We start from the raw sequence: 19,978 nt of genomic DNA, 5'->3' as shown, positions 1-19,978 counted from the left end.
CCGTGGCCAATCACTCTGGGAGTTAGCCGAATGCGAAATGTCTGTCTGCGCGACCACCTCCGCCACGCGCCGCTGTGCTATCCCATTTCCGGGCTGCGATGATCTCCGTCATTCACGTCGGGCCGGGCGTTTACAGCTTCGGCGGGACGCAGACCGTGATTCGAGTCATCCGCGACCACAAGATGGGCGCCGACGACATCCGCGTCCTGTCGACGTGGGAAGGGCGGCACCACGCCAAGAACTTCGTGCTTACCGCGCGCGCGGCGGCCGTGCTGGCCCGCGCACCCCACACGACCATCGTGCACTTCCACATCTCAGACGGTGGGGCGTGGCTGCGCGAAGGATCGCTGATTCGACTGGCCAAGGCGCGGGGCTTGCGGATTGTCGCGACGCTGCAGGGCGCCGACGTCGCCAGGGAGGCCCTTCGGCACCGCCGCTATATCGGCGCCACCCTGCGCCGCGCCGACCATCTGATCGTGTTCTCGGAGGACGCCCGGGCCACTGTTGCGGAGCTGGCCCCGCGGGTGCCCAGCACCATCTCGGTGAACCCGGCGCCGATCGACTGGGACGCGCCCGGGGCCAGCACGACACCGCCGGTCGCACTCTTCGCCGGGACCATCGGCCTGCGGAAGGGGGTCGATACGCTCGCCGCGGCATGGCAGCTGCTGCTCGACGAGGGCATCGAAGGCCAATGCCGGGTGGTCGGACCCATCGACGACTACACGCCTCCGCAGCTGGAGCGCTTCTCGGTGGAACCCGCGGTACATCCGGACGCGATCCCCGAGTTGATCCGGTCCGCGCGTGTGGTGGTGCTGCCGTCGCGCGCCGAGGCGATGCCGCTGATCGTGACCGAGGCCCTGGCCGGCGCCCGCCCTGTGGTCGCGACGCCCGTCTCCGGCACGCCGGGCATTGTGCCTGACCCGAAAATGCTTGTCCCGGTTGATGATCCGCTCGCGTTGGCGGCGGCTATCGGTCGGTACCTGCGCGATCCGGAGCTGGCGGAGCGCGACGGGCTCAAGGGGCAGGCGCACATCGCGGCGACGCGCAGCCCGGAGGTCATCGGCGCCGAGCTTCGCCGGATCTACGAGAGCCTCGGCGTTGGAGCAGATTGAGCTCAGCGGACCGGCGCTGAAGGCGAGTGCGGTCGGGTTCGGGTGTGGGGGTTTGATGCAGGCGCCGTTCCGCAAGGAACGGATGGCGGTGCTGGGCAGCGCGGTCGAACACGGCATCACGCACTTCGACACCGCGCGGATGTACGGCCTCGGCATGGCGGAGTCCGAGCTGGGGGTGTTCCTGCGCACCGTGAATCGCGACGCGGTGACGGTGGCCACCAAGTTCGGCATCGACGTCGGCGGGGCGGCCCGGCGTCTCGGCCGCTTCCAGGCGCCCGCCCGGGCGCTGCTGCGCCAAGCCCCGGCGCTGCGGCGCGCGGTCAAGCGGCAACAGGAACCGGACCTGACCCCCCGGCGCTACGACGCGGCGGTCGCGACCCGCAGCCTGGACCAGAGCCTGGCGGCGCTGGGCGTCGACTACGTCGACATCTTGTTCGTCCACGGCCCGAGGCCTTTCGACACCGTCGCCGGCGATGAACTCGGCGAGTTCTTCGAACGGGCCCACCGGCAGGGCAAGATTCGCGCCTGGGGTGTGTCCCAGGATGAGGGCCTCGAGGTGGATTTTGCCGGTGCATTCGCACCGCGGGGCATCAGCCAGGTCCGCGGCGACCTCCTCGATCCTCCGCCACGACCTGCTGATCTCGCGTTCGGGGTCTTCAATCGGGCGTACACGACACTGTCCGCAGCGCTGTCGGCGGATGCCCGAACGGCCGAACGCTGGCGGGAAACACTCGAGGTGGACCCGCTGGCCCCCGGTGTGCTGCCGAGGCTGATCCTCGCGTCGTCGGCCACGGCCACGGGTTGTCGCGCGATCCTCTACCGCAGCACCGACCCGCGGCGGGTTGCCGACGCGGCGGAAGCCGTCTCGTCGCCGCCGGACGCGGGGCTCCTGACGCGTTTTCTCGCTCTCGCCCAGCAGTTTCGACGTGGCCCGGCCGCGTGATTCGCGGTCCGGCGCAGTTCGCCCCCAACATGACGATCCGAACCGATGTCGTGGTGGTCGGGGCCGGCCCGATTGGCATCGCGACCGCGCTGGAGCTCGCGGCTGCGGGCGTCGAGGTGGCGTTGATCGAAAGTGGTTTGGAACGTGCGAACCGCGCGGCACAGGAGCTGGCGGCGTTCGACTCGCACCAGGACGACTACTTTCATTCACGCAGTGAGGTCGCCGTTCGCCGGCAGGTGGGCGGAACCTCGGCGCTGTGGGGCGGACGATGTGTCAAGTTCGACGCCATCGACTTCGAGGATCGGCCCATCACCGCGGAGTCGCCCTGGCCGATAGGGTTCGACGATGTCGAGCCCTATCTGCAGCGGGCCTGCGACTGGGCGGGATGCGGGCAGGCGGTATTCAATGCGCGGGACATCCCGGAGTTGGCGCAGCGGGACCTGGTCGTGGGGTTGCCCGATGAACAGGTGCGCACCACCGACCTCGAACGCTGGTCGCTGCCAACGCGTTTCGGGCGCGAATACCGCGCCGAGTTGCGCAACACCCCCGGCCTGACGGTGTGGACCGGTCTGACGTGCACCGAGGTGGTGACCACCGAGGCCGGTGCCGCCGTCGACCATCTCGTCGTCAGGACACTCGATGGACGGGAGGGCAGAGTCTTCGCGACGGACTACATCCTTGCCACCGGCGGCCTGGAGGCCACCCGCCTGCTGCTCGCGTCGGACCGTCATCATCCGGGCGGGCTGGGCAACGCGGGCGGCCACCTCGGGCGCTGGTACATGTCCCACGTCGAGGCCCGGGTCGCGCGTGTGCACTTCACCCGCGACGACGTCATCTACGAACACGAGCGGGACCGCGAGGGCGTCTACCTCCGCCGCCGTTTCACGTTCACTCCACAGCTGCAGCGCGAACTCGGGATGCCGAATGCCGCCGTCTGGATGGTGAATCCGCCGATCAGCGATCCGGCGCACGGCAGCGGAATCCTGTCGGGCGTCTACCTGACGTTGATCTCCCCGTTGGGGCGTTTCCTGCTCGCGGCGGCGATCCGCGAGGCCCACACCAAGACCGCGGGGCCGCCGCGCGTCGCCGCGCACCTGCGCAACATCGTCCGAGACCTGTTCGGTTCCCTGCGATTCGCGGTCCGGTTCTCCTACGCGCGGTTCCTGCGTCGGGGCCGCAAGGCGCCGGGCTTCTTCGTCAAGGGGTCGGGGAATCGGTACTTACTGCACTACCACGGCGAGCATCTTCCGCACTGGGACAGCCGCATCGAGCTGACCGACGAACGCGACGCCCTCGGCATGCGCCGGATACGCACCCATATGTATTTCTCCGACGCCGACTACGAAAGCGTGCGCAAGGCAATCGATCTCATCGACCAGCAGCTGCGCCGCCACGGCGTCGGACACGTGGAGTGGCTCGCCGACGACGTCGAGGCCTCGGTACACGATTTCATGCAGGGCTACGCCGGCTTTCATCAGGCCGGTACAACTCGGATGTCTGCGACCGCCGACGGCGGCGTCGTGGACCCGGATCTTCAGGTGCACGGGGTGCGCGGGCTGTACGTCGCGAGCACCTCGGTGCTGCCGACGTCGAGCCAGGCCAACCCGACCCTGCTCGGGATTGCGCTGGGTGTGCGGCTCGCCGAGCGGCTCATCGGTGCTCGAGCGGAGCGGCCCGGGACTGCCGACGACTGATCAATCGGAGGCTGAATTCGGTTATCGCCCAACGTATTCGCACAGCGGAACCGGGAGCCGTCGTGGGTGCCCTCACTTGACGACCTCGAACAGCCAGTGATGACCGCGCGCCGTGGCCAGCGGGCGGAATTCCCGTGGCGAGCGGGCCATGAGTTCCTTGAAGGCCCGCATCTCGTGATCGCGGTCGGGGAACTCATCGAAGTAGATCAGCGTACCGGGCTGGAGAAGCGGCTCCGCCCAACTCAGCACCGTGGCGGCGCTGGAGTACACGTCGCAGTCGACGTTGATGATCAACTGGTCGTGCTCGGGGACGTCGAACTTCGGGAGGCTGTCGTCGAACCAGCCGACGACGAACGAGACGCGGGCATCGTCGATCTTCGGCGGCTCGCCGCCGACGTCGAAGTGGCCGGCTCCCAGGCCGGGCCGCCAGTCCTGCGGCAGGCCTTCGAAGCTGTCGAAACCGATCAGCCTCGCTTGAGGATGCGGGAGGTGCTGCGACCACCACCGCATCGAGCGGCCCTCGAACACACCGAATTCGAGGTACAGGGGCCGTTGTCCGCGGACCTTGGCCAGCGCTCGGTCGAACAACGCAAATTGGTCGGCGACGACATCTACCGTGGCATTCGAGAAATCGTGCGCCAGCCAATGGCCGAGCTCGAGGTAACTGAGCACGGAACGCAGATTCGCCAGCCGGCTGGCCGTCACTCGACGGCCGGCCTTCATCAGCGACAGGCGGACTTTCGTTTTTGCCGTGCCGCCGACGCGATGACCGAGGTTTTGGAGAAGCCCTCGGGTTGCCGCGAATGGCACCCGGTCGCGCTTGGCATCCGCGTTAGGCACGCACCACACCCTATCCGACCTGGGCTGTCGCCAAAATCCCATTTGGACAAAGATTCCCGCTGGCCCGAGCCGGTGGCGTGCCAGGAGTCGGCTGCCGATTCCGGTTTTTTTCGGGGTCAGAGAATCGGGGAAATGGAATGCCGGGATCGTTGAGGAAGCTAGATGAAACGTGCGCGTGGACCGCTCGCTTGCGGGACTATTGGGGCGATCGTCGGGAAGCGAAGGTGTCGTCGTGAAGATTTCGATCATCGGATGCGGGTACGTCGGGCTGGTCACGGGCGCTTGCCTGGCCGACAGCGGCAACGACGTGGTGTGTGTCGACATCGACCAGGCCAAGGTGGACGAGCTTCTGGCCGGCGGAGTTCCGATCTACGAACCCGGCCTCGCCGAGCTGATCGCCCGGAACCGGGAGAACGGCTCCATCGATTTCACGACCGATCGCCGGCGGGCGGTCGAACACGCCGACGTCGTCTTCATCGCCGTCGCGACGCCGATGAGCGAAGGCGGCGAGGCCGACCTGTCCTACGTGCACGCGGCGGCCGGCGACATCGGGGCATACCTGGATCGCTACAAGGTCATCGTCGACAAGTCGACCGTCCCCGTGGGCACCGCCGAGCGGGTCCGCGAGATCATCTCCGCCAAGACCTCGCAAGAGTTCGACGTGGTGTCCAATCCCGAGTTCCTCAAGGAGGGCACCGCGGTCACCGACTTCATGAAGCCCGACCGCGTGATACTCGGCAGCGACTCCAAACGCGCGGTCGACATCATGCGGGAGCTCTACGAGCCGTACCTGCGCACCTTCCACCCGCTGATCGTCATGGACATCAAGAGCGCCGAGATGGCCAAGTATGCGGCCAATTGCTTTCTGGCGACCAAGATTTCATTCATCAACGAGATATCCAACCTCTGTGAGAAGGCCGGGGCCGACATCAGCGCGGTGCGGGAGGCCATCGGGGCAGACCGGCGCATCGGCTATGAATTCCTGTTCCCCGGGGTCGGCTATGGCGGGTCCTGTCTGCCGAAAGATGTTCAGGCCCTGATCCATACCGCCGCCGGGCTGGGCACGGACATGCGGCTGCTACGCGCCGTCGACGAGGTCAACACGGAGCAGAAGGCAACGCTGGTCGCCAAAATCGTCGCCCACTTCGGGGACGGACGGCCCGCGGGCGACCTGACGGGCCTGCGGGTCGGCGTGTGGGGCCTGAGCTTCAAGCCGCAGACCGACGACATGCGCGAGGCCGCCTCGCTGGTGATCGTGCGGCGGCTGCTCGAGCTCGGCGCGACGGTGCGGGCCTTCGACCCGGAGGCGGGTGCGCGGGCCAAAGAGGCGCTGGGCGATTCGATCGAGTACGCCGGGAACATGTACGAGGCTGTCGAGGGAGCCGACGCGCTCGTCCTGGTCACCGAGTGGAAGCAGTTCCAGCGGCCGTCGTGGCAGCGCGTCAGGTCGGCCATGCGGGGCCATGTCGTCTTCGACGGTCGAAACATCTATGACCCCAGGCGGTTGCGGGCCGAGGGTTTCGAGTACTACGGCATGGGCCGCCACTAGGCTGGGTGGATGAGAGCCCTGGTCACCGGCGCCGCCGGATTTCTCGGATCCCACCTCTGCGATCGCCTTCGCCGCGACGGCGTCGAGGTGCTCGGCCTGGACAACTTCTATACCGGCAGGCGCGAAAACCTCACCCACCTCGAGGGTGACCCGGGGTTCAGCTTCTTTGAGCACGATGTCACGCGGCCGCTGGACGCGGCCACCGTGGCGGGACCGCTGGACCTCGTCTTCAACATGGCCTGCCCGGGCTCGCCGTTCGCGTTCCAGCGCGATCCCGTGTTCACCCTGGACACCAACTACCTCGGTACGAGAAACGTCCTCGAGCTGGCGCTCGACAAAGAGGCGATCATGCTGCAGGCCTCCACCAGCGAGGTCTATGGCGATCCCACCCTGCATCCGCAGACCGAGAGCTATTGGGGGAACGTCAACTGCTTCGGCCCACGCGCATGCTATGACGAGGGTAAGCGGGTTGCCGAAACACTCATGCTCGAATACGCGCGCCGCTTCGGCGCTCGGATCAAGGTCGTCCGCATTTTCAACACGTATGGCCCCAGGATGGATCCCGAGGATGGGCGGATCGTCTCACAGTTCATCGTGCAGGCACTACGTGGCGAACCGATCACCATCTTCGGCGATGGCAGCCAGACCCGAAGCTTCTGCTACGTCGACGATTTGATCGACGGGCTGGTGAAGATGGCGACCAGCGAATCGTCCTTCACCGGGCCGGTCAACCTCGGTAGTCAGGACGAGCTGACCGTCCTCGAGGTCGCCCGCATCATCAAGGAGATGACCGGATCGTCGTCTCCGATCGTCTTCCGGGCCCTGCCGGAGGACGACCCGAAGAAGCGCAAGCCGGACATCACCCTCGCCGAGTCGAGACTCGACTGGCGCCCGGTGGTTCCATTCAGCCAAGGCGTCAAACTGACGATCGATTATTTCAGATCGGCCGATCTTGGGCGATGACTTCCCGATAGACGTGAACAGTCTGCTCCGCAACCGATTTCGGGTCGAAACGCTTCTCCGCCTCGACGCGTACCCGGTGTTCGATGCCTGTTCTGAAGGTATCGTCGTCGAGCATCCGGCGGATGTGGTCGGCGCAGGCCGCGACATCGCCAGGCGAGAACAGGAGCGCGGTGCGGCCGTCCTCGAGCATGTCCGGAATGCCGCCGACGCGGGAGGCGATCACCGGCAGCCCACACGCCATGGCCTGTGCGACGGCTTGCGGAGTGGTCTCTTCGCGCGAGCCGATCAAGAGGACCTGGGCGCGCGCGTATTCATCGAGCAGCTCTTCGTGGCTGATGGGTCCGAGCAGCCTCACCCGGTCCCGTAGGCCGCATTCGTCTATCGCCCGCCGGACTTCGCGTTCGCAACTCGGGTCCGCAAGGGGGCCGGCGACCCTGAGTTGTAGGCCCGCCCGCCACGGCCGGTCTGCAACGGCGCGATGGTCGTTGGCGACCTCGCCGACCGCGCGCACGAGATGGTCCACCCTCTTGCGCGCCACCACGGTGCCGACGAACAACATTCGGCCGGGTTCCGGTGCGCGCCGTATGCGGAAGAAGTCGTCTTGGATCGGGTTCTCGATGAATCGGCAGCGCGCCGTGAGCATCGACCCGTAAACCTGCGCCAGGTACGGCGAGATGATGATCATGTCCCGGGCGCGGCGAAACACCTCCCGCTCCATGTTGGCGACAGCCCGTTTCTTCAGGGCACCCAACGCGTCCCACCGGTTTCGTTGCAGTAACCGGCTCTCGACGAAGAGCACGCCGTGCGGCGTGATGACCGTCGGCGCCCCGCTCGCCAACGCGCCGAGCGCGTGGCGGTCCTGGCCCTGCCCATGGACGACATCGGGATTGATCGAACGGATTGCCGCCGCCAGGCGCGGCACATCGTTGACGCGCAGCGTGACCAACCGCGGGAGGTTCAGGCGCCTGACGTAGTGAACGTGCAGCGCGCCGGCCCGGCGGTAGGTTGTGGTCACGCCGTTCATCGCGCTGACGACGTGGCACTCGACGTCGGAACGGGCAGCCAGTGCCTGCGCCAAGGTGTACGTCACCGACTGCACCCCGTTCTGCACCGCCGCGCCTTCCTCGGTGGGGTAGTCGCCGACCAGGGCAACGCGCAGGGGGCGGGTGAAGTCAGGGCGCACCGCGGCCACTCTCGAGCTTGAAGTCGGGGTACTCGGCGAAGATTTTTCGCGCCGTGGCCTGGCTGAACGGCTCGGCCGCGCGGCCGATGGTGCGGCGCAACCGTTGCGTATCCGGGCACAGGAATGGTCGGTCGTTGGGGCGCTGGCGTTCGGGCACCGAGGTGAAGGCAACGGGAAACGGCAGGACGGACGCGATGATGCTCAACGCCTCCCGAACCTCGATCGCCGTGCCGGATCCGATGTTGAGGATCTCCAATCCCTCTACCCGCGAGACGGTGTCGACGATGACGGCGCCCATCGAGTCGACGTCCACGTAGTCGCGCAGCGGCCAGAGGTTGCCGACTTCCACCTCGTGCTTGCCCTCTGCGATCTGGCGGGTGACCTCGGCGAGCATGTGCGGATTGGTTTCGCGCGGTCCGGCGGCGTTGAACAGCCGCCCGATCACCAGCGTCCGGAAGCACCCGGTGGACTCGAAGTAGCGCATGCACAGCTGCTCGGCCAGATATTTGGTGTGGCCGTAGACATAAACCGGTCCGGTCGGATCAACTTCCCTGTGGGGCAGGAAGTTCGGATGGTAGACGTCGCCGGTGGATGCGAAGAAGAAGGCTTGGACCCCGTGCCGGCGTGAGGACTCCAGGATGTTCAACGTGCCGTGCACGTTCAGGGTGTACGCCTCGTGGACGTGCTCCTCGCACCAGGGGACGAAGTGTTGCGCCGCCAGATGAATGACGTTCTGCGGCTTGATGTCCCGGAACACCTCGTCACACGCGTCGGCGTCGAGGATGTCACGGACGACCAGTGTGGGCTTGCGGGGCGCCTTCTGCCAGCGGTCTTTTCCGAGCGAAAGGTCGTCCATGACGAAGACGTCTGCGCCCCGCTCCAGCAACGAGTCGACGACCGACGACCCGATGAATCCGCAGCCCCCGGTGACCAGATACGTGCTCACGTTCCTATCCCTCTCGCGTCCATGCATTCGGATACGCGTGGTGTGCTCGGTATCCGGTCAACGTTGACGGCCCATCACTTCGGCGATGACCTCCAGGAAGCGATCGGCGACAAGGTCGACGGCGCAATGCCGTTCGTAGTGACGCGCCGCGGTGGCTCCGTGCCGCTCCGCGGTGACCGGGTCGGCCAGAAGGTCGAAAGCGGCGGCCAGTCCGGCGACGTCATCGACGCCGATCGGGGGGCAGTCCGGGGGTTGATACTCGGGCGGCCCACCCTCGGTGGAAACGATCGGCATGACGCCCAGCTGCATTGAGAGGACCTGCACGCCGCTTTGAGTGGCGCGCCGGTAGTGGGCGATCGAGCCCTTGGCGGCGGCCAGGGTCGTGACGACATCGCGGTAGCGGTATCCGCCGCTGCGCCACTGCGTGTGGGCCGGCAGCTTGTCGGCGTCCAGCGTCCCGTCGCCGATCAGTATGAGGTCGTCGCCGCGCCAGCCACCGCCTTCGACGTGGCACTGCCAGGCGCGCAACACCACGTCCACATTCTTATAGGGATTGAGCCGGCCGAACATGACAAAGTCGTGACGCCCCTTGGCATCCACGAAAGGAGGGACCCGATCGAGATCGAGATCGCTGGCAAGCGGCACAACGTGTACCGGTGTGCCGATCACGTCGCGTCGGGTCGCGACCGCGCGCGCGACGTAATCGCAATAGGCGATGGTGGCAGCCGAGCGGGCGCCCCAGCGATCGAGCAGAGCCAGTTCGTACGCCGGCAGCGCTTCGCCGGGGTCATGGGGGCGATCGTCGTGGATCACCTGGATGCGCGGCGTCCGGCCGGCCAGCGCGATCCAGCGTGGATCACGGACCTGCTCGGCGATCACGACGTCCGGCCGGAACTTGCGGACGAGCCGCCAGGCCTTGAGCGTCGGGGGCCAGGTCTTGGCCGAGAGGAATCGCGGCTCGAGCACCACCTCGTAGTCACGGGCGGCGTCCGACTCCGGGTGTCGGTCAGAGGTCACGAGCAGCACGTCGGCCCCGTGGCGAATCAGCGCTTCGGACTGCACGCGCACCGCCGGTCGTGTCCATGGCGAGAGCCAAAGGACGCGAGGAGAATTCACGCGACCGATCACGCCAGCTGCTTGCTGCGCAGCGCGGCCAACGACGACCATTTGAGCGGGCCGACCGCGGCGCTGGTGGCCAGATAAGCCGCGGCGGCGGCCAGGAGAATGAGCACGACGTGCTGACCCGCGAGCAGCAGTGTCACGGCGACACTCGCGGCCGTCGGGATCAGCACCCGCAGCAAGAACGTCACCGGCGTACGGTAACTGCACCGGCGGTGCAGCCACCAGCTGCTGAACAGCATGTTGAAGAATTCCGTACACACCAGGGCAATACCGGGCCCGACGGCGCCGAGGCGGCCGTCGAGGACCAGATTCAGCGTCACGTTGACCACCAGTGTGGCGACCGTCAGCCACAGCAGAACGTTCTGGTGGTGGCTGGCGACGAGCCCCTGGCCGAGGGTGCCACCGACGAAGCGCAGCGCCGCGGCGACGAACAGCAGCGCCAGCGTCGGCGTTCCGCGTGCGACGAACGCCTTATCGCCGAAGAGCGCGATCAACGGTCCGGCCAGCAGCGCGCCGACCACCGCGACGGGGACCGCCGCGAAGTACATGAGCTCGACGCTGCGGCGCAGGAAGGCGGCGAACGCCGCCACGTCGCGCGCGTACAGTTCGGTGCCCGTCGACAGCGTCGCCTTGAGGAACACCAGTGACACCACGATGGTGTTGAACGCGATCGTCAAGGCCAGCCCGTACACGCCCACCTCGGAGTGGGTGTTGAGCAGGGACAGGATCACCCCGTCGGCGCGGGTGTAAAGGATTCCGACGACCAGGAATCCGATCAGGGGCAGGGTTTCCCGCAACAGATCGGCGGCCTCGCGCAGCGCGAACACCGGGCGCACCGAGATGTGCCGCATCGCCGCGGCGCCCTGGATCACCAGCTGCACGGCGGGCGGAATGAGCTGTGCCACCGCGAACCAGATGACGTTCGAGTGCGCCGAGACCAGGACCGCGACCATCCCCAGCGTGGCCGTGCGGGCCGTGACGTCGGAGATGGCCACCGCGGAGAACCGCACGGTGGCCAGAAACACCGGCTCGAAGCGGGTCGTCATGGTCTGCAGTAACAGGCCCCCGGACAGCACCACCAGCATGACCCGCACGTCGTAGTCGTGATAGACGAGCAACCCCGAGCCGGCCGCCAGCGCCGCGAGCGGGACGCAGTAGATCAGGGCCAGTCCGCTGTTGACGCGCACCAGTCGTTCGAGGTCGCCGCGGCCGGAGGTGACGCGGCGGACGATCACGGTGGCGACCCCGAGATCGGCGAAGCTGTTCCACATTCCCACGAACGCGACCGCGATGGAGAGCTGGCCGTAGCGACCGGGACCCAGGTAGCGCGCGGTCATCGCCACGGAGACCACCGAGGCCAGCATTCCCAGTGCGCGGCAGATCAGTTGGATCGAAAAGGCGTGAGCCATCCGGGAGAGCGGCACCGACGGGACGACCGCCTCGGGCGTCGTCGGCTCAGTCATGACTCCCTAGTATGCGCCGTGACTGGTGAGAACGGCCTTAACCGTCTTGGCGATGATCATGAGATCACCCGACATCGACCAGTTGTCGACGTAGGACAGGTCCAACCGCACCGACTCTTCCCACGAGAGGTCCGATCGGCCGCTCACTTGCCACAGCCCGCTGACTCCCGGTTTCACCAGCAGTCGCCGCTTGACGTCGCCGTCGTAGTTTTCGACCTCCCGGCGCAGCGGGGGGCGTGGGCCGACCACGCTCATGTCACCCTTGAGCACGTTGATGAACTGGGGCAGCTCGTCGATGCTGAACCTGCGCAGAATCCTCCCCACGGGAGTGACCCGTGGGTCCTCGCGCATCTTGAACAGCACGCCGCCGGCGCTTTCGTTCAGCGCCAACAGGTGCTCGATTTGGGTGTCGGCACCGTCGACCATGGTCCGGAACTTCAGCATCCGGAAGGGCTTGCCGTCGATGCCGATCCGCTCGGATGGGTAGAACACCGGGCCCTTGCTGGTGAGCTTGACCGCGACGGCGGCCGCGACGAGGATGGGCGCCGTCGCGACCAGGGCCGCCAGCGAGAACAAGAAGTCGAACACCTGCTTCTGAAAGCGTTGCGTGCCTTCGTATTGCGGCTTCTCGACGTGCAGCAGCGGCATCCCCGCGGTGGGGCGCAGGGTCAGGCGGGCTTCCGCGACGTCCATCACGCCCGGCGAGACCACGACGTCGACGTCCATCGTCTCCAGCTGCCACATCAGCTCCCGGATCCCGTGCATCCCGAAGTGATCGGTCTGCGTGACCGCCACCGTATCGGCGCCACAGGTTTGAATGGCGGCCACCGCGTGGGAGACGTCACCGAGGATCGGCACTGCGCGGCCGCCGAGGGTGATGGTGTTGCCGCGCGGTGGCCCGTAGCCCGGGATGCAAACGCCCACCACGAGATATCCGTCCAGGGGGTTGCGGGACAGTTCGTGGGCGAGGTGGGAAACCGCCTTCCGGTCCCCGATCGCCAGCACCGTCGTCTGGCACAGGCCGTTCGCGCGCAGCTGCCGGATGTGCTTGCGCCACAGGCTGCGGCTCCCCAGCAGGCCCATGGTTCCGACGGGGAGCGCGATCGCCAGATATCCGCGGGCCAGGTCCACCTTGGCGAGCAAGGTCACCATCGCGATGATTCCGAACGTCCAGAACGATGCGCTGCCGATCCGGCGGTACTCGTCGATGCCTGCGCCGATGACTCGCGGTGAGCGCGTTTGGAATACCGCCAGCGACGACAGCCACAGCGCCGCGAAGAGGAACGACAGCATCGTCATCGCGACGTCCGAGTAACCCGAGGTGTTGGCGATTTCGCCGAATCGGACGTACTGCGCCAGCAGTACCGATGCGCACACGATCACCGTGTCGCTGATGCGCAGGTGGTGCGAATACTGGTGCTGCCAACGCCGGATGACGTTACCGCCGGGGGAGGGCGCCGTGGCCGCGGTGGCCGGCAGGGCGCCGGACCGGCGGTTGGGCAACGAGGTGATGCCGGCCGGTTTCCGCTTGGTCGGGCCGGGTTCGGCGTGCACGACGTCCACCAATTCCTGGGTCATCAACGGGTTAGACATGACGCTGCACTCTCGATCGAAGCGAAGGTCGGCGTTCGCGACGGCCAACTGGCATCCTGCTCGGAGATGACGGTGACCGGCAGCGGCCACACGATCCCGAATTCTGGGTCGTTCCAGTGGAATCCCTGGGCGTCGGACGCTGCGGGCTCCCCGCTGACCTGATAGCTGACTTCCGTGTTGTCGATCAGCGTTTGAAACCCGTGGGCGACGAACGGCGGCAGGAACAGCGCCCGGTAGTTGTCCGCGCTCAACTCGACCATGACGTGGTCGCCGTAGCTCTGCGACCCGGGGCGGATGTCGACCGCAACGGCGGCGATCGCGCCGCGGGTGCAGCGGACCACCTGGGTCTGAGCGTACGGCGGCACCCGGTGGTGCATGCCCCGCACGGTGCCGCGGGTGTAATTGAAGTAGATGTTCGTGTGGGTGACGTCGAAACTCAGCCCGCGGCTGGCGAATTCGTCGGCGCAAAAGGAACGCGAAGAGAAGCCGCGATGGTCACGTTGCGGTTCGAGGTCAATGATCGTCACGCCGGCGATCTGGGTGGGCGTGTACTTCATTCACCGCTCCTTGGGTAACGGGTCGTCTTCGGTCGAGTCATGGCCTACGCGTATCCACCGGAGGGCGGCCGCGTCATCACGGTCGGGATGACGCCGTACCGGGGGCCGAGGTTCTTGCCCGACGCGGCGGCCAGGCGCGGCAGCGAGCCCATGATGCTGGGCGGCGTGTTGGCGCCGGCGAGGCTGATGGTCGGCAACGCGGAAGCGGCGCTGTGTGCTGCCGGTATCACGCTGGTCCAGCTCGCCGGCACCGCCAGCGGGCCCAGCGAGGCCGCGCTGCCGAGGCTGCCGACGACACCCGATCCGAGCGATCCGAGGGATCCGAGCGCCCCGGCGCCGGTGCTCGCCGCGCTCGCGGCCCCCGCGTCAGCGGTGCCCGCGGCCTGCATCGCCCCGTTCGCCAAGCCCTGGGCGGTCTGGGCCATGCCGAGGATGGAGGACATCCCGTACAGCGGGGTCGCGCCCGCCATGAAGTAGGTGGGAAGCGCGCTCGGCAAGCTGGAGGCGAGGCTGTTCATCAGCGACGAACCGGCCGAGGTGGTCGCCGTGCCGGCCGCGCTGCCGGCACTGGTACCCGCGTCGGTCAGAGTCACCGTCCCGCTGGTCATCGGCGACGAAAGCCCCTGCAGGGTGTTGGGCACCGTGGACATCACGTGCGACAGCGAGGTATGCGTCGCCGCCAACGTTTCGGCCTGGGTGACCGCGCTGCTCTGGCTGACCACACCTGCGGGGTCGGTGACGTTGGGCGCCGGGGTGAACGGGGTCATTTCGCACGCGATTGCCGAACCCGCGGCGTACTCGTACATCGCCGCGGCGTCCTGCGCCCACATCTCCCCGTATTCGGCCTCGGTGGCCGCGATCGCCGCCGCGTTCTGGCCGAAGAAGTTCGTGGCGACCAGCGTCGCGAGCTGCACGCGGTTGGCGGCGACGGCCGGCGGGGGAACGGTCATCGCGAAGGCGGCTTCGTACACCTCGACGGCGAGCCTGGCCTGGCCGGCCGCCTCCGCCGCGCGCGCCGCCGCCCCGGCCATCCACGCCATGTAGGGGGCGAAGGCGGACGCCATGGCCAGCGACGACGGGCCCATCCAGCGCCCGGTCGTCAGGCCCGCGATCACTGACCGGTAACAGCTTGCGGCGGAATGCAATTCGGCGGCGAGGCCGTCCCACGCCACGGCCGCGGCCACCAGTGAAACCGGCCCGGGGCCGGCATACATCCGCGCGGAGTTGAACTCCGGCGGAAAGGCACCGAAATCAATCACGTCAGGCCCCGGCCTCGACTGCGGTCCGCAACGCCGCATGCGACCACCCGCCGACTCGGCGGGAGGCGTGCGGACGTGCGGGGGCCGCGACATACTCCAACGCAGGCGATCCGAACTGTGACATACCGAAAGTATGTATCGTGCCTCGTATGGTCCCAAAGGGTATTTCGCATGCGACACGGAGGGCACTTGGTCCCCTATCGGGCGTGCGACCTGCTGGCGCCGCCAGCCCGCGTGGGCTGGTGGTCACGACCGGCATGTGCTGCTCCTTACGCCCTACGGGTGGCCCGGAATCGGGATGTATTTGCTGCTCAAACGCATAAGTGTTGGGTTTGGGCAGGTCGCCGTACAAACTGACTCCCTGATAATAGCGCAAGAAACATACTTCTGGTCTGTAAAGACTTTGTGATCTGCACTACTGGTATTTACCACGCCTCAAGCGGGAACCTTCGGCTGCTAACCTCGGACCTGGCCCACGAACCGCCCGGGGGTGGCCGGTCGGTGTCGATTCAGACCGCCTGAGAACCGAGGTGTATGCCCTGCTCATCAACCTGATGGCGATCGACCAGGTCCGGGTTGCCACCCCCGGCACGATTGCCCGCGACATTTGCGGCGTCGTCGGAGGGCCCGGCAGCACCGCCGGGTTCGCGCCGCCGCGCCCCGGTCGCGACCGTCCGGGCGGACGAGAATTCCGATGACGACCCATTCGAGCGATGGACGCGCCGATGCGACGCGGCGACAGATTCTGCGGGCCGCCTCGCATCAGTTCGCGCGCCGGCCGTACCACGACGTCGGTCTCGATGACATTCTCGCCGAGGCTCAGCTGACCAAAGGCGCGATGTACTTCCACTTCAAGTCGAAACACGCGCTTGCGGCGGAGCTCATCGACAAGCAGATCGCCGCGGCTACCGTCGCCGTGGGTGACCTGCTGACCAGGGGCCTCTCGGGTCTGGAAACCCTCATCGACTTCTCGTATCTGATCGCCGTTCAAGACATCAAGACCGACCTGGTCAGGGCCGGCCTGAATCTGATCGAGTCGGTCGGGTCGTCCGCGGGACTGCGGGACACGTTGATGAACGGATGGGTGGACGCCTTGTCGGACGTGGTTCAGCAGGCCATCGACGAGGGCGACATCGACGACCAGTGCGATCCCCGCGACGTGGGACGGTTGATGGTGTCCCTGCACATGGGGCTGCGCAAGACCAGTAATCTCGACGAGCCGGAAAGATTCCTGCTCGACCTCGAGAGATGCTGGGTGCTCGTCCTGGGGGGCATCCTGCAAGCCGATCGCGCCGATTACTTCCGCCAATTCCTAAGGCGGCGTGCGGCGCTGGCCGTCAACGCCAGTTCGACCGAGGGGGATGCGCGGTGACCGTAGTGGGGCTGACCACATCGCCCGCCCGCCGTCGCCCCGGCTGCTAACCTGGGACGTCTTGGTGGTCGATGTGAGGCCAGACCAGCGGCTCCGCGCATCCGACGTGACTCCGGAGGTGCAGAGACAGTGGCGCGTCAGATCCGATCCGAGGCGACTCGGCGCAAGATTATCGATGCCGCGATAGAGGTTTTCGGCGAAGTCGGCTATGCCGCCGCGGGGTGGGGCGCGATCATCGAGCGTACGGGGATGACCAAGGGCGCCCTCTATCACCACTTCGATTCGAAGGAGTCGTTGGCGTCGGACATCCTCGAGGAAGGCTCCGACACGCTTCTCACCGCGTTCCGCAACGTATGCGGGCCGTCCTCGCCCGGGCTGGAGAACCTGCTACACGGCGCCTTCACCATCGTCGAAGTGCTGAACTCGGACAAGACGGTTCGCACGGCCGAGCAATTGGCCTCTGCCTTAAGCGGATTGAACGAGGCCGCCGCAAGCTTCTATGCGGGCCTGGCGGCGATGATCGAAGAGCAGGCCCGGCGAGCGGTCAGCGAGGGCGACCTACGGAAAGACGTCGACCCCGAAGTGCTGTCCGAGTTCCTCGTGGGATCCATGTTCGGAACGCGGTTGGTATCCAATGCGATAGCTCGCCGCGACCCTGACGGGGCCGTCACGGGTGACATCGCCGGACGCCTGCGTCAGATCTTGGAACTGCTGCTGCCCGGCACCGTCACCGAGTCGTCGCTTCCCTATTTCCGGCAATACCTTGGTCGCGAAGTCATGCGCCACGCCCCGGGTGTGCTACCCCGTGCGGACGCCGACACGGAGCCCCTGATCGGTTAGGCTCCGGCGGCGCCCACGTTCGGGCCGGAAGTGCTGCACGCTTTTTCGCGGTCGTCGAGACGGTGACCGGATAACCGGGGTTGACGCGCTTTCGACAATGCATACTGTTCCGGTGATGTACCCGAGACGTCTGGGCAAGGTGGTGGCGCTGGCCGTCGTGTCCGGATTTTTGGTGCTGAGCGCACCCGCGTCCTGGGGCGCGCCCGGCGACCCGACCACGACGGCGGACTCGCCGACCCTGTCGCTGACCGACATCGGGTCGACCCCGACTTTGGAGTTCTGGGGGGTGACGAGCACCCAACAGCTGACGGTGCCGGTGCTGCACGGGCTGACACCGACGGCACTGAACGCCACCGTCGAAATGCCGATCAATCTGCGGTCCGGGTCGCTCACGGTGACGCAGGGAGAGCGCACCCTCGCCCGGCTGAATCTGCCCTCCGGTGACCAGGCGCCGATCGTCATCCCCCTGGCGGGCGCGGAAGTCAACGACAAGTGGCTGACGGTGACGCTGCGTTCGTACCTGGTGCCATTGGAGGGCTACTGCCTGTACCCGTGGAGCCCGCTGCGCCTGACCAACGGCACGGTCACCTACACCGGGGTCGAACTGCCGCCCACCACGGTGGCGCACTTCCTGCCGCCGGTGCTCCGAAAGCTTTCCATCTACCTGCCGCAGTCGCCGTCGCCCAACGAGTCCGACACGGCGATCCAACTGGCCGCCTCCGCCGCCGCGCACTACGGTAGGCAGACCCCCGAGATAGCCGTGATCCCGTTGGCCGAAGGGCAGGCCGCGCCGCCGACGCCGCCGCAACCACTGGAACGTCAGATCGTCGTCAAAGAGGGCCCCGACAACGGACTTTCCCTGCAGGGTGCGGCCGGCGTGCCGTGGCTGCTGATGTCGGGCCCGCTCGGTCAGTCCGACGAATCGAACACGGCGGTGCTGTTCAATGACGTGTCGCAGCTCGCCCTGTCCTCCAAGGCGGCGGTGGAACAACTCAAACCCAGCATGCAGCAGCCCGGGAACACCGTTACGTTGCGCGAGCTGGCGCAGCCCGTTCTCAACTCCACGTCGCTGCAACCGCGGGTGTCGATCGGAGTCGACCAGACCCGATTCGCCAGATCCGTGCACGACGTGCGCGTGCATATTCTGGGCTCCTACACTCCGACCCCGGGGAATATCGGCGGACAGATCGCCGTGACCATCGGCCCCGAAACCATCGATCACTGGCCCACCGACGGCCACGGCACCATCGACCGCTGGATCGACGTGCCGGACCGACTCCTGCAGCGCTACACCAGCCTTGACCTCGTTCTCGATGTCGCGGCCAACACCGGGCATTGCGGTGACTTCTACACCGCCGGGCCAGGAAGCCAGCTCCTCACCTTGAACATCAACGGCGACAGCACAATCCAGAGCAGCCCCGCCGCCCCGCCGGTGCCGGACGGCTTTCAATCGATGCCGCAGTCGTTGATGCCCCGGACGCAGGTGGGCATCGAGGCCCACTCGATGAGCGACACGGTGCGTGCGATCAGCCTCGTGGTCGGCCTGCAGCGCATCAGCTCCGTACCGCTCTACACCACCGTTACGAGTGTGCAACAGGCGATCGACTCGTCGGACCCGGCGATCGTCATCGCCGCCGACGGATGGAATCACTCCAACGTCGCGCTCCCCGTGTCCGCGGGGCCCAGCGGGCCGATCACCGTCAACGCCGTCCAATCCGACGGCAAGCCCGCCAAGATCACGCTGGACCCCGATCTCCGGTTCGCCTCTCTCCAAACGGTTTTCAACCGGGGCAGGTCGCTGTTGGTGGCGACGTCCAATGGGGCGCCCGCGCAGCTCGACGAGTTGCTCCGGTGGCTGAACGGCGATAACAAACGCTGGCAACGGCTCAACGGCGTCGCGGTGGTGTCCGCACCTGGGGGGCAGGATCCGGTGACCGTCGAGCACACCCCAGCGGCGGGTCCGGCCGCGGCATCGCAGGGCCACTCCGACCTCGGCTGGCTGTGGTGGTTCGGCGCAGGCTGGATCGCCGTCGCCATCGTCGGCGGCGGGGTGATCTTGTGGCGCACCAGGCGCGAATTACGGCGGCGCCGTTAGCTTTATCGCTGTCACGGACCGGGCGTGCGGCCGTCAAGAAGTTCGCCGCCGGTCCGCCGGCACCTGCTCGACGCGGCTAGCGGTCTTCCTTCCACAACTGCTCGGTCAGGTCCTGGAAAGCCGCGAGGACGAACTGATCGTCGGCCCGCATCGCCGCCGACTTGCTCATCAGGGCGCGCACCACCGAGCCGTCCTTGTGGGCCAACTCGACGACCATGTTGGCCAGCGAGTGAACGACCGATAACAACGAATCCGAGTCCGGTGCGTGATGGAAGATCTGGTGGAACCGGAGCGACAACACCTCCTCCGGCTCGTAACCCATCATCTCGGCGAACGCGGCGTTAGAAAACAGGATGCGGCCGTCGTTCTCGATGGCCAGCACGGGGATCGGGATCCGCTCTAGCACAACCAATGCCGGCAACTGCTTCAAGGCCGTCATCGGCGAGT

17 protein-coding genes are annotated in these 19,978 nt (G+C 66.9%); 8 read left to right on the top strand and 9 right to left on the bottom strand.

All coding sequences use genetic code 11. From position 1 onward, the window contains the following. Nucleotides 1-98 precede the first annotated feature (98 nt). Genes A9X04_RS11380 through A9X04_RS11370 form a run of 3 tightly spaced genes read left to right on the top strand, consistent with a single transcriptional unit; the run spans nucleotide 99 to nucleotide 3,749 of the window. A complete protein-coding gene (locus A9X04_RS11380) occupies nucleotides 99-1,112 on the top strand; it encodes a glycosyltransferase family 4 protein (RefSeq protein ID WP_067920345.1) in 1,014 nt (337 codons plus the stop codon). A 16-nt stretch (nucleotides 1,113-1,128) separates the two neighbouring features. After that, the gene (locus A9X04_RS11375; RefSeq protein WP_156764316.1) at nucleotides 1,129-2,055 is read left to right on the top strand and encodes an aldo/keto reductase; all 927 of its coding nucleotides are present in this window, start codon (nucleotides 1,129-1,131) and stop codon (nucleotides 2,053-2,055) included. Further along, complete coding sequence (locus A9X04_RS11370) at nucleotides 2,052-3,749, top strand: GMC oxidoreductase (protein ID WP_067920343.1); 1,698 nt, start codon at nucleotides 2,052-2,054, stop codon at nucleotides 3,747-3,749. Before A9X04_RS11375 ends, A9X04_RS11370 begins: the two co-directional genes overlap by 4 nt. 72 nt (nucleotides 3,750-3,821) lie before the next feature. Here the strand turns inward: A9X04_RS11370 and A9X04_RS29640 are convergent, their stop codons facing one another. Further along, complete coding sequence (locus A9X04_RS29640; protein ID WP_197509132.1) at nucleotides 3,822-4,589, bottom strand: class I SAM-dependent methyltransferase; 768 nt, start codon at nucleotides 4,587-4,589, stop codon at nucleotides 3,822-3,824. Between the two features lie 232 nt (nucleotides 4,590-4,821). On the opposite strand from A9X04_RS29640, the gene A9X04_RS11360 reads away from it, so the two are divergent. Then, nucleotides 4,822-6,138, top strand: a complete 1,317-nt coding sequence (locus A9X04_RS11360) for a UDP-glucose/GDP-mannose dehydrogenase family protein (RefSeq protein WP_067920339.1) — start codon at nucleotides 4,822-4,824, stop codon at nucleotides 6,136-6,138. Between the two features lie 9 nt (nucleotides 6,139-6,147). Next, nucleotides 6,148-7,101: a UDP-glucuronic acid decarboxylase family protein gene (locus A9X04_RS11355; protein ID WP_067920337.1), complete on the top strand. Its 954-nt coding sequence runs from the start codon at nucleotides 6,148-6,150 to the stop codon at nucleotides 7,099-7,101. On the opposite strand, the gene A9X04_RS11350 is transcribed toward A9X04_RS11355, so the two are convergent. The 7 genes from A9X04_RS11350 to A9X04_RS11320 all read right to left on the bottom strand — a co-directional run bounded on the left by A9X04_RS11350 (nucleotide 7,076) and on the right by A9X04_RS11320 (nucleotide 15,224). After that, nucleotides 7,076-8,293 carry a glycosyltransferase family 4 protein gene (locus A9X04_RS11350; protein WP_067920335.1) on the bottom strand — a complete coding sequence of 406 codons (1,218 nt, stop codon included), beginning with the start codon at nucleotides 8,291-8,293 and terminating at the stop codon, nucleotides 7,076-7,078. The two genes, A9X04_RS11355 and A9X04_RS11350, sit on opposite strands and share 26 nt — an antisense overlap. After that, nucleotides 8,274-9,230, bottom strand: a complete 957-nt coding sequence (locus A9X04_RS11345; protein ID WP_067920333.1) for an NAD(P)-dependent oxidoreductase — start codon at nucleotides 9,228-9,230, stop codon at nucleotides 8,274-8,276. Before A9X04_RS11345 ends, A9X04_RS11350 begins: the two co-directional genes overlap by 20 nt. A gap of 57 nt (nucleotides 9,231-9,287) precedes the next feature. Further along, on the bottom strand, nucleotides 9,288-10,346 hold the full coding sequence (locus A9X04_RS11340; RefSeq protein WP_067920367.1) for a glycosyltransferase family 4 protein: 1,059 nt from the start codon (nucleotides 10,344-10,346) through the stop codon (nucleotides 9,288-9,290). Between the two features lie 8 nt (nucleotides 10,347-10,354). Further along, complete coding sequence (locus tag A9X04_RS11335; RefSeq protein ID WP_067920331.1) at nucleotides 10,355-11,815, bottom strand: oligosaccharide flippase family protein; 1,461 nt, start codon at nucleotides 11,813-11,815, stop codon at nucleotides 10,355-10,357. A gap of 6 nt (nucleotides 11,816-11,821) precedes the next feature. After that, nucleotides 11,822-13,327, bottom strand: coding sequence for a sugar transferase (locus A9X04_RS11330; protein ID WP_067920365.1), 1,506 nt, complete (start codon nucleotides 13,325-13,327; stop codon nucleotides 11,822-11,824). Nucleotides 13,328-13,392: 65 nt separating this feature from the next. Continuing rightward, a complete protein-coding gene (locus A9X04_RS11325) occupies nucleotides 13,393-13,965 on the bottom strand; it encodes a dTDP-4-dehydrorhamnose 3,5-epimerase family protein (protein ID WP_067920329.1) in 573 nt (190 codons plus the stop codon). Nucleotides 13,966-14,009: 44 nt separating this feature from the next. Beyond that, a complete protein-coding gene (locus A9X04_RS11320; protein ID WP_067920327.1) occupies nucleotides 14,010-15,224 on the bottom strand; it encodes a PPE family protein in 1,215 nt (404 codons plus the stop codon). A 694-nt stretch (nucleotides 15,225-15,918) separates the two neighbouring features. Between A9X04_RS11320 and A9X04_RS11315 the strand changes: the two genes are divergently transcribed. The 3 genes from A9X04_RS11315 (at nucleotide 15,919) to A9X04_RS11305 (ending at nucleotide 19,531) form a co-directional block, all read left to right on the top strand. Next, a complete protein-coding gene (locus tag A9X04_RS11315) occupies nucleotides 15,919-16,596 on the top strand; it encodes a TetR/AcrR family transcriptional regulator (protein WP_067920325.1) in 678 nt (225 codons plus the stop codon). Nucleotides 16,597-16,725: 129 nt separating this feature from the next. Next, entirely contained in the window at nucleotides 16,726-17,436 is a 711-nt protein-coding gene (locus tag A9X04_RS11310) for a TetR/AcrR family transcriptional regulator (RefSeq protein WP_067920323.1), read from the top strand. Between the two features lie 97 nt (nucleotides 17,437-17,533). Continuing rightward, nucleotides 17,534-19,531, top strand: a complete 1,998-nt coding sequence (locus A9X04_RS11305) for a hypothetical protein (protein ID WP_067920321.1) — start codon at nucleotides 17,534-17,536, stop codon at nucleotides 19,529-19,531. A gap of 76 nt (nucleotides 19,532-19,607) precedes the next feature. Here A9X04_RS11305 and A9X04_RS11300 read toward each other — a convergent pair whose 3' ends face one another. Continuing rightward, complete coding sequence (locus A9X04_RS11300) at nucleotides 19,608-19,970, bottom strand: PAS domain S-box protein (protein WP_067920319.1); 363 nt, start codon at nucleotides 19,968-19,970, stop codon at nucleotides 19,608-19,610. Nucleotides 19,971-19,978 lie beyond the last annotated feature (8 nt).

The organism is Mycobacterium sp. E3247 (assembly GCF_001667785.1).
Taxonomy (GTDB): domain Bacteria; phylum Actinomycetota; class Actinomycetes; order Mycobacteriales; family Mycobacteriaceae; genus Mycobacterium.
This window is presented reverse-complemented; position numbering and strand designations above follow the sequence as displayed.

What these genes read in the sequence shown, in the direction of transcription:
- A9X04_RS11380 (WP_067920345.1), top strand. Translation starts at nt 99, where the DNA reads ATGATCTCCGTCATTCACGTCGGGCCGGGCGTTTACAGCTTCGGCGGG.
- A9X04_RS11355 (WP_067920337.1), top strand. Translation starts at nt 6,148, where the DNA reads ATGAGAGCCCTGGTCACCGGCGCCGCCGGATTTCTCGGATCCCACCTC.
- A9X04_RS11335 (WP_067920331.1), bottom strand. Translation starts at nt 11,815, where the DNA reads ATGACTGAGCCGACGACGCCCGAGGCGGTCGTCCCGTCGGTGCCGCTC.
- A9X04_RS11325 (WP_067920329.1), bottom strand. Translation starts at nt 13,965, where the DNA reads ATGAAGTACACGCCCACCCAGATCGCCGGCGTGACGATCATTGACCTC.
- A9X04_RS11315 (WP_067920325.1), top strand. Translation starts at nt 15,919, where the DNA reads ATGACGACCCATTCGAGCGATGGACGCGCCGATGCGACGCGGCGACAG.
- A9X04_RS11305 (WP_067920321.1), top strand. Translation starts at nt 17,534, where the DNA reads ATGCATACTGTTCCGGTGATGTACCCGAGACGTCTGGGCAAGGTGGTG.
- A9X04_RS11300 (WP_067920319.1), bottom strand. Translation starts at nt 19,970, where the DNA reads ATGACGGCCTTGAAGCAGTTGCCGGCATTGGTTGTGCTAGAGCGGATC.